The 13,795-nt window shown below is 38.5% G+C and carries 11 protein-coding genes; 1 reads left to right on the plus strand and 10 read right to left on the minus strand.

The window, feature by feature from the left end:
- Nucleotides 1–103: 103 nt before the first annotated feature.
- The 3 genes from fsa to ACFYKX_RS14845 form a co-directional block, all read right to left on the minus strand.
- Nucleotides 104–751 carry a fructose-6-phosphate aldolase gene (gene fsa / locus ACFYKX_RS14835; RefSeq protein WP_389361842.1) on the minus strand — a complete coding sequence of 216 codons (648 nt, stop codon included), beginning with the start codon at nucleotides 749–751 and terminating at the stop codon, nucleotides 104–106.
- Nucleotides 752–940: 189 nt separating this feature from the next.
- On the minus strand, nucleotides 941–1,798 hold the full coding sequence (locus tag ACFYKX_RS14840) for a class II fructose-bisphosphate aldolase (protein WP_389361843.1): 858 nt from the start codon (nucleotides 1,796–1,798) through the stop codon (nucleotides 941–943).
- 245 nt (nucleotides 1,799–2,043) lie between these two features.
- Nucleotides 2,044–2,415 carry a response regulator gene (locus ACFYKX_RS14845; RefSeq protein WP_389361844.1) on the minus strand — a complete coding sequence of 124 codons (372 nt, stop codon included), beginning with the start codon at nucleotides 2,413–2,415 and terminating at the stop codon, nucleotides 2,044–2,046.
- Between the two features lie 439 nt (nucleotides 2,416–2,854).
- Here ACFYKX_RS14845 and ACFYKX_RS14850 point away from each other — a divergent pair, with 439 nt between their 5' ends.
- On the plus strand, nucleotides 2,855–3,394 hold the full coding sequence (locus ACFYKX_RS14850; RefSeq protein ID WP_389361845.1) for a DUF2529 domain-containing protein: 540 nt from the start codon (nucleotides 2,855–2,857) through the stop codon (nucleotides 3,392–3,394).
- A gap of 265 nt (nucleotides 3,395–3,659) precedes the next feature.
- Here ACFYKX_RS14850 and ACFYKX_RS14855 read toward each other — a convergent pair whose 3' ends face one another.
- The 7 genes from ACFYKX_RS14855 to ACFYKX_RS14885 all read right to left on the minus strand — a co-directional run bounded on the left by ACFYKX_RS14855 (nucleotide 3,660) and on the right by ACFYKX_RS14885 (nucleotide 13,668).
- Nucleotides 3,660–5,261, minus strand: coding sequence for a CTP synthase (locus tag ACFYKX_RS14855; RefSeq protein ID WP_389361846.1), 1,602 nt, complete (start codon nucleotides 5,259–5,261; stop codon nucleotides 3,660–3,662).
- Between the two features lie 442 nt (nucleotides 5,262–5,703).
- The gene (gene rpoE / locus ACFYKX_RS14860) at nucleotides 5,704–6,315 is read right to left on the minus strand and encodes a DNA-directed RNA polymerase subunit delta (protein ID WP_389361969.1); all 612 of its coding nucleotides are present in this window, start codon (nucleotides 6,313–6,315) and stop codon (nucleotides 5,704–5,706) included.
- Nucleotides 6,316–6,669: 354 nt separating this feature from the next.
- On the minus strand, nucleotides 6,670–6,858 hold the full coding sequence (locus tag ACFYKX_RS14865) for a hypothetical protein (protein WP_389361847.1): 189 nt from the start codon (nucleotides 6,856–6,858) through the stop codon (nucleotides 6,670–6,672).
- A gap of 228 nt (nucleotides 6,859–7,086) precedes the next feature.
- Nucleotides 7,087–10,353, minus strand: a complete 3,267-nt coding sequence (gene icmF, locus ACFYKX_RS14870) for a fused isobutyryl-CoA mutase/GTPase IcmF (RefSeq protein ID WP_389361848.1) — start codon at nucleotides 10,351–10,353, stop codon at nucleotides 7,087–7,089.
- On the minus strand, nucleotides 10,350–11,009 hold the full coding sequence (locus ACFYKX_RS14875; RefSeq protein WP_389361849.1) for a TetR/AcrR family transcriptional regulator: 660 nt from the start codon (nucleotides 11,007–11,009) through the stop codon (nucleotides 10,350–10,352). The genes icmF and ACFYKX_RS14875 overlap by 4 nt, the downstream gene beginning before the upstream one ends.
- 125 nt (nucleotides 11,010–11,134) lie before the next feature.
- Nucleotides 11,135–12,274: an acyl-CoA dehydrogenase gene (locus ACFYKX_RS14880; RefSeq protein ID WP_389361850.1), complete on the minus strand. Its 1,140-nt coding sequence runs from the start codon at nucleotides 12,272–12,274 to the stop codon at nucleotides 11,135–11,137.
- Between the two features lie 263 nt (nucleotides 12,275–12,537).
- Nucleotides 12,538–13,668: an acyl-CoA dehydrogenase gene (locus tag ACFYKX_RS14885; RefSeq protein ID WP_389361851.1), complete on the minus strand. Its 1,131-nt coding sequence runs from the start codon at nucleotides 13,666–13,668 to the stop codon at nucleotides 12,538–12,540.
- Nucleotides 13,669–13,795 lie beyond the last annotated feature (127 nt).

Here is a 13,795-nt window from a genome sequence, read left to right on the forward strand (position 1 = left end):
GCCTCAATTCGAATTTAAGAGAACCGTACTAGTAATCATCAAACCCGAAGGAAGCAACAAAGTTTCCGAAAAAAAGACTAAAACCACTACCTTTTATCAGTAATTACTTATCTCGATTCTTCCAGTCTTCTAAGAATGCAGCAATTCCCTTGTCTGTTAGTGGGTGATTGAACAATTGCATGAGCACCTTATATGGAATGGTAGCAATATGGGCACCTCTAAGCGCAGCATCTGTTACATGTTGAGGATGACGAATAGAAGCAGCAATAATTTCTGTTTCAATGTTATGAACCGCAAACATTTCAGCAATAGTCGAAATTAGATCAGATCCATTATGACCGATATCATCCAGACGGCCTACAAATGGTGATACATATGTTGCACCAGCTCTTGCAGCTAGTAATGCTTGATTTGCACTGAATATCAATGTGACATTTGTTTTAATACCTTCTTTAGAAAATGCGTGGACGGCTTTTAATCCATCTGGGGTCATAGGAACTTTGATGGTAATGTTTGGAGCAATAGAGGCTAATTCCTTCCCTTCCTTAATCATCCCTTCTGCATCAAGGGCAATTACTTCTGCACTGACAGAACCAGGCACTAAGGATGTAATCTCGCGTAGACGATCTTCGAAAGAAACGTTTTTTTCTTTTGCAACAAGAGAAGGGTTTGTTGTTACACCCGCAACCACTCCTAATGCAAACGCATCTTTGATTTCTTCCATATTCGCTGTATCAATAAAAAATTTCATTATGTACATCCCTTTCTTTATAAAAATTTTAGTTTTAACTGTCAGAAGATTTCGGTCCATTGGGTTAGAATGAGGCAAAATTATTTTACGCGTTATTTCGACCATTTTTTTAAAATGTTAAAAATGCATTGAAACCGCCTCTATTAAAAAGGCGGTTTCTCTTATGTGTCTGTTTCTTTCGACAGGTTATTACGCTTTATTAGATGAACCAAACTCGCGCATTTTGCCCATAACAGTTTCTTTAATCGCTTCACGAGCAGGTCCTAAATATTTACGTGGATCATACACTTCAGTATCAGCTGCTAACACTTCACGAACACGCTTTGCAGATGCAATTTGGTTCTCTGTGTTAACATTAATTTTTGCTGTTCCAAAAGAAATCGCTTTTTGGATATCTTTCGTTGGGATCCCAGTTCCACCATGTAACACTAATGGTACACCAGTAGCATTCCCGATTTCTTCCATCTCTTTGAAACCTAGGTTTGGTTCCCCTTTGTAAGGGCCGTGAACAGAACCTAGAGCTGGTGCAAGACAGTCAATTCCCGTGCGTTTAACAAGCTCTTCGCACTCTTTCGGGTCTGCATAAATAACACCATCAGCGATTACATCGTCTTCTTGTCCGCCAACAGTACCTAACTCAGCTTCAACTGAAACTCCTTTTGAGTGAGCATACTCAACTACTTTAGAAGTTGTTTCAATGTTTTGCTCGAAAGGATCATGTGAAGCATCAATCATAACAGATGTGAATCCAGCATCGATTGCTTCTTTACATTTATCGTAGCTTGAACCATGGTCTAAATGGATTGCTACAGGGACAGTAATTTTATAATCTTCTAAAAGACCTTCAACCATTTTTACTACTGTTTTGAAGCCACCCATGTAACGTGCAGCACCTTCAGATACACCTAAAATAACCGGTGATTTTTCTGCTTCAGCAGCCTGTAGGATTGCTTGAGTAAATTCAAGGTTATTTAAGTTAAATTGTCCAACTGCATAGCCTTCTGACTTTGCTTTAATCAGCATATCTTTCATTGAAACTAAAGGCATTTTTCTTCCTCCTTATTCATGATTATCCTCTATTTTTAACAAGGTTACTTCTTAAAGGTTTCCCTTTATTAAAATTGAATATGTAAATATAAGTTCTAGCAATAGAGGATGATCCTTAGAATTCATTTGTATCATACCAAATCGAAAAAGGATTTGCCATTATCAGAAAGGCTATTTTTAAAAGTGTCATAAAAATGATATAAAGCAAACGCTATCATTACAAAATCGTTCCTAAATTAGAATTTCTACCCTAATTGGACCGCTAAATATTTTTTTACAGCAGATCTAATATCATCAATATCAAAAGGTTTTGCAAAGTGAGTAAGAGCTCCTAAGTCTTTTGCTTCTTGAATCATGTCTAACTCACCATAAGCTGTCATGATAATAACTCTGATATCCTTATCAATGACCTTCATTCTTTTTAAAATTTCAATTCCATCCATACCTGGAATTTTCATATCTAGCAGAACAAGATCAGGAGAATGCTTTGTAACAATATCCAAAGCTTGTACTCCATTTGCAGCTTGATAGGTATCATACCCTTCCTTCTGAAGAACCTCATTAAGCAATATCCGAATTCCAAACTGATCATCAACAATAAGTATTTTTTCCTTCATAAAGCCACTTCTCCCCCTCTTATCGATATAACCGCGATGTTATTGTATAAGGCTTGTTAAACAACATGGTTGTCTAGCTAATTCTCTCACGTAGGAAATCATGAAATTAGCTCATTTCTTTAAGTTTACATATATCTTTTTGCTTAACGTTGCCTACATAGGCTTTTGAAATATGAATGCTTTCAATCAGTATGTAGCTTTATTTCTCCGAGTTTTTTAAACCATTTGAGAATAGTTAATAAGTAGACTCACCTTTTTCCTATTGATCCCTTTTCTATTTATTCTATCCCTACCTTTAAAATCCTCTTTATTTTTAAAGCTTATCATACATTTTTTTACTTTTGTTGTGTTTCTTGTCAATTCCTTATGAAATTTTACCTTTAATCCAATGTTCACTATAATTTAGTTAGTTGCAGTAGAGTTTAGGAGGGAAAGATTTATGCTAAAAATGTTTTCGACTCAGTTAACCGGTTTATTAAATCGAATTCACGATAAAGAAGAATTTTCTTTTGAAGATGGCGCTCGACTTTTAGCCCAAGCAGCCGTTGGGGCAGGTCATATATACATCTATGGGACAAATGAGATGAGTGCTGTTGAAGCAGAAGCATTGTATAGTGAAGAGCCTCTTAAATGGGCACAAAAGTTCACTCAAGATCGTCTATTGACGGAAGCAGATCGGGTATTGCTTGTATCAAGGTTCGGAAATGATGAAGAAGCACTAAAGATAGGGAAAAAACTAAATGAACAAGGTATACCTTTCGTTTCCATTTCAACGGTCGGAACTTCAGAAGGGGACTCTCTTGTTGATTTGGCCGATGTGCATATTGATCTTCATTTGAAAAAGGGGCTCCTTCCAGACGACGTGGGGAATCGTTTCGGGTATCCTGCATCAATTGCTGCATTGTTTGCTTATTATGGACTCAAGTTCACAATAGATGAAATTGTTGCGGAATACGAGATGGAGCTAGAAGATATTTAAGCAAGAACAAAAGCGCAAGCGCCCGTTTTCGACGTATAAACTGGACTCCCTTCGTATGAGATAAAGGAAACACGAAGAGCGTTAGCGATTCGATGTTGACTTATCGTAAGGAGTGAAAAATCATCCGATTTTTCTTAGGAGGGGGGAAGTTTACTAGGCGCTGGGCGCTGGAGCTGGACGTAATAACTAACTATTTCCTAGACAAAAATAAAAGACGTGTTTGACTGATTTTCAGTTAACACGTCTTTTCAATATCAATTATATACTATTCACTCTGCTTAAGAGACGCTTCAATAAAGTCTCTAAATAGTGGTTGAGGTTTTGTTGGTCTTGATGTAAATTCTGGGTGGAATTGAGATGCAACAAACCAAGGATGATCTGTTAACTCAATAATCTCCACTAAACGACCATCTGGGCTTGTACCAGAGAATACGAAACCTGCTTTTTCCATCTCTTGACGGTATTGATTGTTAAATTCATAACGATGACGGTGACGTTCGTAAACAACTTCATCATTATAAGCAGCAAATGCTTTCGTTCCCTCTTCAAGCTTACATGGATATAACCCAAGGCGAAGTGTTCCACCTAGATCTTCAATGTCCTTCTGTTCTGGTAAAAGGTCAATGATAGGAAACTCTGTAGTAGGATCAATTTCTGCTGAGTGAGCTCCTTTTAATCCAAGTACATTTCTTGCAAATTCTACAGATGCCAGCTGCATTCCTAAACAAATTCCTAAGAAAGGCTTCTTGTTTTCACGAGCATATTGTGTAGCAAGAATTTTTCCTTCAATCCCACGATCACCAAATCCACCAGGTACTAGAACGCCATCAACATCTCCTAAGAATTCAGCAACGTTTTCTGACGTTACTTCTTCAGAATTAACCCATTTAATATCGATATCTGAGTCAAACGCATAACCTGCATGTTTCATTGCTTCAACGACAGAAATATAAGCATCTTGAAGTTCAACATATTTCCCTACTAGTGCAATTCTAGTTGTTTTTGATAAGTTACGTACTTTGTCTAGTAACTTAACCCACTCTGTCATGTCCGCATCGTGGCACTGTAATTTTAAGTGGTCACATACAATTTGGTCCATGTTTTGCTCTTGAAGTGCTAGTGGAACTGCATATAATGTATCTGCATCACGTGCTTCAATAACCGCTTTTGGATCAATATCACAGAATAAAGCAATCTTATCTTTCATGTCTTCAGAAACAGGCATTTCCGTACGAACAACGATGATGTTTGGTTGAATCCCTAAGCTTCTTAACTCTTTTACACTGTGTTGAGTTGGCTTGGTTTTCATTTCTCCAGCTGCTTTAATATAAGGGATTAATGTACAGTGGATGTACATAACATTGTCGCGACCAATATCACTTTTAATTTGGCGGATTGCTTCTAAGAATGGAAGTGACTCAATGTCCCCTACCGTTCCACCAATTTCGGTAATAACCACGTCTGCACCTGTTTCGCGGCCAGCACGAAATACTCGTTCTTTGATTTCATTTGTGATGTGTGGAATAACTTGAACTGTTCCACCTAAGTAATCTCCACGACGTTCCTTTTTAAGTACAGTTGAATAGATTTTACCTGTTGTTACGTTGTTGAATTTTGTTAAGTTAATGTCAATGAAACGCTCGTAGTGTCCTAAGTCTAGATCTGTTTCCGCTCCATCACCTGTTACGAAAACTTCTCCGTGTTGATATGGACTCATCGTTCCTGGGTCCACGTTAATGTATGGGTCGAATTTTTGGATCGTAACACTCAATCCACGATTTTTAAGTAAACGACCTAGAGAAGCTGCTGTAATCCCTTTTCCAAGTGAAGATACCACTCCACCTGTTACGAATATATACTTTGTCATTTTTATTTATCCCCCTCTTTTTAAGTTTGTGCATTTTTTTTATCTTTAAGGATGTTTTTTTAAATTTGTTACGTTTGTACTCATTTAGAACAAATGGTTAACTTTTGCTACTTTAATCTTGGTTGTTGATTCCGCTACAGGCACTCGCTTTCCGCGGGCGAGACCAGGAGCCTCGTTCTCCCGCAGGAGTCGAGTGCCCTCCACTCCATCAACACAGCGCTAAATATCAACATTGTTCTTTGAAAACAGTTCATAAGTAGTAACAGACTATTCAAACAACCCATTCAAAAATTATTAGCAGGGGATGTAGGTAAAACATAAAAAATAAAAAAGCGCCCCCACTTACTTAGAAGTAAGGGGAGCGCTGTTATTTAAACATACCGTTCCTTTTTTAAGGAGCCCAAAAATGATTCTACAAGCCTCGACTAAAAAAGTCAAGATATTATAAATCATCGTCCTCATCATCTGTTTCTAATTCATCTAGACTTAGATCATCATCATCGTCTTCATCATCCAGATCATCATCTTCATCTAGCTCAAACTCTTCATCATCACCTAGAAGATCTTCATCGTCATCATCGGTCTCTAGATCATCTTCTAACAGATCGTCGTCATCATCATCGTCTTCGTCCAGATCATCATCAACATCGTCATCCGTAGAATCGTAATCATCGTAATCGATGTCCTCTTCTTCTAGATCATCGTAATCTTCGATATCCAGATCCTCATCTTCATCGACAGCCTTCTTAGCCTTTTTCTTTTTAGGTTTTACAGCTGTTACCGTTTCTTCTTCTGTTTGATCAACAGGGTACCATGCTCTTAGTCCCCATCTATTTTCACCCAGTGACAGAAAACGGCCATCTATATTTAAATCCGTATAGATTTGACCAATTCTAGATCGAACTTCTTCTTCAGATAGACCAAGAATGTTTGTGATTTCATCCATAATTTCTTTAAATGGCATTGCTTGTTTATTGTTTTTAAGAATTTCGTATGCTAGTTCAATTGCTGACATTTCTTGTAGTTGCTCTTGTGAGATACCATTAAGACTCAACATTCGCACTTCCTTTCAACTGATCATCCTTATGTATAAAATAGAGGAATCATAGAAAATGAGCCTATACCTTTAAGTATATGCTGATATAGTTTACTCCAAGTTGGACAAGAACTCAAAGTGATTCAACTATTATATACATTTCAGCTTCCATTTTTTAAAAAATATGTACTAAAAATAGCATATTCTTCATTATAAACAAAATCTTGGCCTTTATGCTAGCTGAATATGCGGTTTATCTTACTTTTTATTCATTAGAGCAGTAATTGCTCCTTTTATCTTCACTTTACACTGAATCCTTATCCCACTTTTTAATTTTTCCTTCTCAGTTGCTAAAAGTTGCTCAGGATTGCTTTATATTTTTTTATTCTTTTGGTGATCCTTCTTATCCTGTCCCCGATGTTTGGAAAGTTGCCCTCTTGCTAATGCAAAGAAAAAAATCGACAGCAAAAAGAAAGGGATTGCCCCTAGCTGATGTTGATATAAAAAATACATAAATCCAATAAAGCCCACGATTCCGGCAAAAATAAATATTTGTTTCAAATCCCGTCACATCCTGAGTGTAGAAAAAATCTTATCTTTTAAGCTTATAAGTTCTATTAAGCGTATTATACCTAATGTCTACTTATTCTAAAAAGTGTATTTATATAAAGATTTGTTTACTAGTTCGTAAAGTCGCTTATCCACATAAGTCAGCACTTAAACATTTAGGTTCCTAAAAAACAGAGGAAAGGCTTATAGATGAACTATAAGCCGAAATAACCTTTCCTATTACATATTTCTACGATATTGTCCCCCAACTTCATATAGGGCTCTCGTAATTTGACCAAGACTCGCGTATTTAACCGTTTCCATTAACTCTTCAAAAATATTGCCATTATTCATAGCTGTCTCTTTTAGTCTTGTTAAATAAGCATCCGTCTTATCAGCATTTCTGCTTTGGAATTCTTTTAAGTTGTTGATTTGTAATTCTTTTTCTTCTTTCGTTGCACGAGCAATTTCCATGTTATCCATTTCATCTTCTGATGGAGGGTTAGGATTCAGGTACGTATTTACCCCGATAATTGGTAATTCGCCCGTATGCTTTTTCATTTCATAATGCATGGACTCATCTTGAATTTTTCCGCGTTGGTATTGAGTTTCCATTGCTCCTAATACGCCACCACGGTCGTTTAATCGTTCAAACTCTTGTAGAACTGCCTCTTCAACTAAGTCTGTAAGCTCTTCAACAATAAATGCACCTTGAAGCGGATTCTCGTTCTTTGTTAATCCATGTTCTTTTGTAATAATCATTTGAATCGCCATTGCACGACGAACTGATTCCTCTGTTGGAGTCGTAATTGCTTCATCGTAAGCATTTGTATGAAGAGAGTTACAGTTATCATGTAACGCCATTAATGCTTGTAACGTTGTACGAATATCATTGAAATCAATTTCTTGGGCGTGTAGAGATCGACCAGATGTTTGAATATGATATTTAAGCTTCTGGCTACGCTCGTTAGCACCGTACTTATTCCTCATAACCGTTGCCCAAATTCTACGTGCAACCCTTCCGATCACCGTGTACTCTGGATCTAAACCATTTGAGAAGAAGAATGATAAATTCGGTGCAAAATCATCAATGTTCATACCACGACTTAAATAGTACTCTACATACGTTAAACCATTTGCTAGAGTAAACGCTAGCTGCGAAATTGGATTCGCTCCTGCTTCTGCAATATGGTAACCAGAGATTGAAACTGAATAATAGTTACGAACCTTTTGGTCAATAAAATATTGTTGAATATCGCCCATCATACGTAGAGCGAATTCAGTTGAGAAGATACATGTATTTTGACCTTGGTCTTCTTTTAAAATATCAGCTTGAACTGTTCCACGAACCGTTTGAAGTGTTTTTGCTTTCACTTCTAGTAGTTCTTCAGGTGTTAAAATACGACCTAATTCTGCTTCTTTTGCCTGGATCTGCTGATCAACCGCAGTGTTCATAAACATCGCAAGGATAATCGGTGCAGGACCATTAATCGTCATCGAAACAGAAGTGGATGGGTGACATAAATCAAAGCCCGCATAAAGCTTTTTCATGTCGTCGAGGGTACAAACGTTAACCCCACTCTCTCCAACTTTCCCGTAAATATCTGGACGGTAATCTGGATCTTCCCCGTACAAGGTTACAGAGTCAAATGCAGTACTTAGACGTTTCGCACTATCGTCTTTTGATAGATAGTGGAAACGACGGTTTGTACGTTCTGGTGTCCCTTCTCCAGCAAACTGACGTTTCGGATCCTCTCCTTCACGTTTGAACGGGAATACTCCTGCTGTATAAGGAAATTCACCTGGTACATTCTCTTTATATACCCAGCGTAAAATCTCACCGAAATCCTTGAATTTAGGTAGTGCAATTTTGGGGATATCCGTACCAGCTAGACTCTTCGTTTTTAAAATCGTGACAATTTCTTTATCGCGAATTTTCGTCACAAATTGATCAGAAGCATACATCTCTTTCTTCTTTTCCCATTGTGATAAAATTTGTTTTGATTCTGGAGTTAATTTAGACTCCACCTCTTCTTTTAATGTTTGAAGAGATGATATTACATCTTCACTCAGTTCGCGTTCTTTTACTGCTTCAATCGTACCCTCAACTTGGAATAAACGACGCGCAAGCTCTACTTGTTCTTCAGCAGATTTATGATATTTTCTAACCGTGTCAGAAATCTCTCTTAAATAGTAACGGCGATCGTTTGGAATAATCACGTTTTGCTTTTCTACTAAAGCATTTTTAGTAAACGATGTAGTCCAATCTGTTCCTGCTTTTCCGTTTAACACTTCAACTAAAGCAGCGAATAATGCATTTGTTCCCGGATCATTAAATTGGCTAGCAATTGTGCCGTATACTGGCATTTCATCAAGCTCTTTCTCAAAAAGCAAGCGGCTACGTTGATACTGCTTTTGAACCTGACGTCTAGCATCCTCTGAACCTTTACGCTCAAACTTGTTGATAACAATTAAGTCAGCAAAGTCGATCATATCGATTTTTTCAAGCTGGGACGGAGCACCAAATTCACTCGTCATCACATACATGGACACATCACAAATTTCCGTGATTTCAGCATCCCCTTGCCCAATACCACTCGTCTCAACCACTACTAGATCGAAACCAGCTGCTTTTACAACAGAGATAGCATCTTTAATCGCTAAAGAAAGCTCACTCTTAGAATTACGAGTTGCTAAACTTCTCATATAGACACGCGGAGAGAAAATTGCATTCATACGAATACGGTCCCCTAAAAGGGCTCCACCTGTTTTTTGTTTTGTAGGATCTACTGATAAAATGGCTACTTTTTTATCTGGTACTTCATTAATGAAGCGACGAATTAACTCATCTGTTAGAGAGCTTTTACCTGCCCCACCAGTACCTGTAATTCCTAGAACAGGGACCGTTTTTTCCATCGACTTTACTTTTTCCATGACGGACTCAACAGCAGCAGCCACTTCTTGACTCGCACCTGTTTGATATTCTGCTAGAGTGATTAGTTTGGCAGTTGCGTTAATATCGCCAGTTTGGAGTTTTTCAATATGTTCAGAAGCTTCTGGAGTGATGGTTTGGAAATCACACTCTTCAAGCATCATATTAATCATTCCTTGAAGACCGTGCTGACGCCCATCTTCTGGAGAAAAAATTCTCGCAATCCCGTAGTTGTGGAGTTCTTTTATTTCCTTAGGAATAATAACTCCACCGCCCCCACCGTAAATACGGATATGAGAAGCTCCACGTTCTTTTAATAAATCGTACATATATTTAAAGTACTCGACGTGACCACCTTGATAGGATGAAATGGCAATCCCTTGAACATCCTCTTGTACAGCAGCATTTACCACTTCTTCAACAGAGCGGTTGTGTCCAAGATGGATAACCTCTGCTCCACTTGCCTGGATAATTCTACGCATGATATTTATTGAAGCATCATGACCATCAAACAAACTTGAAGCGGTAACAAAACGAATATGATTCTTTGGTTTATAGATCGTTTGTGTACTCATTCTTCTCCCCCTTTTTCATGAGCTGATACTAAACCTCTATTGTTAATACCTTGAAAAAGCAATTCTGTTTGCAACTCGATATATTCATCTAATGAATAGTTTTTTTGTAATGCCCATCTGCGGAAGCCCCACATCTGTCCCTGAACCACAATGTTATGAGCTAAAATATTCACTTGTGTTTCTGATAACGATAGCTCTCCGTTTTCCACACAACGTCCAATGACTAGCTCAAACATAGAGACCATTTCCATTTCTTTTCGAAGAACATATGGAAGAGCATCCTTCGATAAAGACTTCGCTTCTTGATACATGACGAGAACTTCCGCTTGCATCTCATCCATAACACGGAAATAATCAGCGATGCCGGTTTTTAAGCTTTTTAGTGTGCCACCATTTGTATCAAGATCCCTTTGAAGTCGCTCTTTAACTTGGTCGTATATACTATCACAAACTAAATACAAAACATCTTCTTTTGTTCGAATATACTCATAAAGGGTACCAATGCTGAACCCAGAAGCTTTTGCAATTTCTCTTGTTGTGGTACGGTGAAACCCTTTTTCTTTAAAAAGGGTGACGGCCCCTTTAATCATTTGATTTCGCCTTTTGATTACGAGGCGTTCATCTTTGACTGAAGCATGTACTTCACGCTTTTTCATCGTTTCATCCTACCGCCTTTACAAAAATCCTTTATAAGGCGGAGGATGTCCGCCTTATATGGAAATGTAAAATGATTTTTTAAAGGGTGAACAAGATTGTGCCTTAGCAAAATATTTTTAAAGAATTACTTCGTAACCATTCGAGAGATTACTAGGCGTTGAATTTCTTGTGTACCTTCATAAATTTGAGTAATTTTTGCATCACGCATGTATCTTTCTACTGGATAATCCTTTGTATATCCATATCCACCGAAGATTTGAACGGCTTCTGTTGTTACTTTCATTGCTGTATCTCCAGCGAAAAGTTTAGACATAGCAGATTCTTTTCCGTATGGTAGGCCTTCAGACTCTAACCATGCTGCTTGATAAGTTAATAGTCTTGCAGCTTCGATATTTGTCGCCATATCTGCTAATTTGAAACCGATTCCTTGTTGTGCAGCGATAGGCTTACCGAATTGGTGACGGTCCTTTGCGTATTCAATCGAAGCATCTAACGCACCTTGAGCAATTCCTACTGCTTGAGCAGCGATCCCGTTACGACCGCCATCTAGAGTCATCATGGCAACTTTGAACCCTTCCCCTTCTTCTCCAAGCATGTTCTCAACTGGAACCTTGCAGTCTTCGAAAATAATTTCAGTTGTAGGTGATGAACGGATCCCTAGCTTTTTCTCTTTTTTCCCTACTGAGAAGCCTGGGAAGTCACTTTCAACGATAAACGCAGTTGTTCCTTTATGTTTTGATTCAGGGTCTGTTAAAGCAAATACCACATAGATATCAGCAATTCCACCATTAGTAATGAAGATTTTTGATCCATTTAACACATAGTGGTCGCCTTCAAGACGTGCAGTTGTTCTCATACCACCTGCATCTGAACCGCTACCAGGCTCAGTTAAACCGTAACCGCCGATTTTTTTCCCTTCAGCCATTGGACGAAGGTATTTTTGCTTTTGCTCTTCACTACCAAACTTGTAAATTGGCCATCCTGCAAGAGAAGTGTGAGCAGATAAAGTTACCCCTGTAGAAGCACAAACGCGTGAAAGTTCTTCTACCGCGATACAGTAAGCTAGATAGTCACTTCCAATTCCGCCGTACTCTTCTGGCCATGGAATACCTGTTAAGCCAAGCTCCGCCATTTTGTCAAAAATTTCACGGTCAAAGCGCTCTTCCTCATCGCGCTCAGCAGCCGTTGGAGCTACTTCGTTTTTAGCAAAGTCGCGTACCATTTTTCTAATCATTTCATGCTCTTCAGTCAGTTGGAATCTCATTTTATATACCTCGCTTTGGTTTGATTTTTTTAATTATCTAGGTAAAACTGTTTTCGCGGAATTATTTTGTTAAACGCGGAAACAATCCCATATACCGCGGAATTAACAGCGTACACCGCGGGAATCTTCCATTTTTCACAAAAGGTTGTCTCCGCGACTTTAACTCTCGACTGGCTTATTTGTGAAAAAGTGTCCTTTATTTGCGGTCATGACCACTTTTTTGCGATAAATCATTCATATATGCGAACACAACACTCTAATTCCTACAGCTGCTTCCCAATCACCAGTCTCTGAATCTCACTAGTTCCTTCGTAAATCTCCGTTACCTTCGCATCACGGAAGTAGCGTTCAACTGGGTAATCTTCTGTGTAGCCATAGCCACCGAATACTTGAATCGCCTCAGTTGTTACCTCTACCGCTGTTTTAGAAGCAAACAACTTTGCCATGGATGCTTCTTTGCTACACTTGATGCCTTGTGAGCGAAGATCTGCCGCGCGATAGATTAGTAGTTTTGAGGCTTCAATACTTGTTGCCATATCTGCAAGCTTAAATCCAATTCCTTGTTGAGCTGCAATTGGCTTTCCAAATTGTTGGCGTTCTTTTGCGTAATTTGCAGCCGCCTCAAATGCTGCTTCAGCAATCCCAAGGGCCTGAGCTGCGATTCCAATTCTTCCTACCTCTAGGTTTCCTAACGCGATATTTAAGCCTTTGCCTTCTTCGCCTAATAGGTTTTCTTTTGGTACTCGCATATCTTCAAACGTTAGTTGAACTGTTCTAGATCCGTGAAGACCCATTTTATGCTCGTCTTTCCCAATTACTAAACCAGGAGTATCTCTTTCGACGATAAATGCTGAAATTCCTTTGTTCCCAGCTTCTGGGTTCGTTGAAGCAAATACGATATAAACATCTGCTTCTCCACCGTTTGTAATAAACACCTTCGAACCATTAATGACGTATTCGTCCCCAACCAATACTGCTTTTGATTTAAGACTTCCTGCATCAGAGCCAGCACTTGGCTCGGTTAAACAGAAAGCACCTAAATATTCACCAGCCGCAAGCTTTGGAACATACTTTTTCTTCTGCTCTTCATTTCCGAAATAAAGAATCGGGTTTGTACCTACAGACGTATGAACAGATAGGATTACCCCTACGGTAGCGCTTACTCTTGAAATCTCGTTAATCGCAATAATGTAAGATGTAAAATCCATCTCAGAGCCGCCATATTGTTCAGGAACTGGGATCCCCATCAACCCTAGCTCACCCATTTTCTTTAAAATTTCTCTCGGAAATTCTCCCTGCTCCATTTTTTCAACGAACGGAGCTATTTCTTCTTGCGCAAAATCGCGAACCATTTTACGCATCATTTCCTGCTCTTCTGTAAACCTTAAATCCATCTTTGTATAGCCTCCCTGCTGAGGTAAAAGGTAATATTTTTGCATAATTAAGCTATTTACTTGCACTTTTTTGGAATTTATTTGCGCATTTCTCTCATATTCTTGCAAAATCTAGTACGATATTTGC

Origin of the sequence: Cytobacillus spartinae, assembly GCF_042865285.1 — a bacterium.
GTDB lineage: Bacteria > Bacillota > Bacilli > Bacillales > Cytobacillaceae > Robertmurraya_A > Robertmurraya_A spartinae.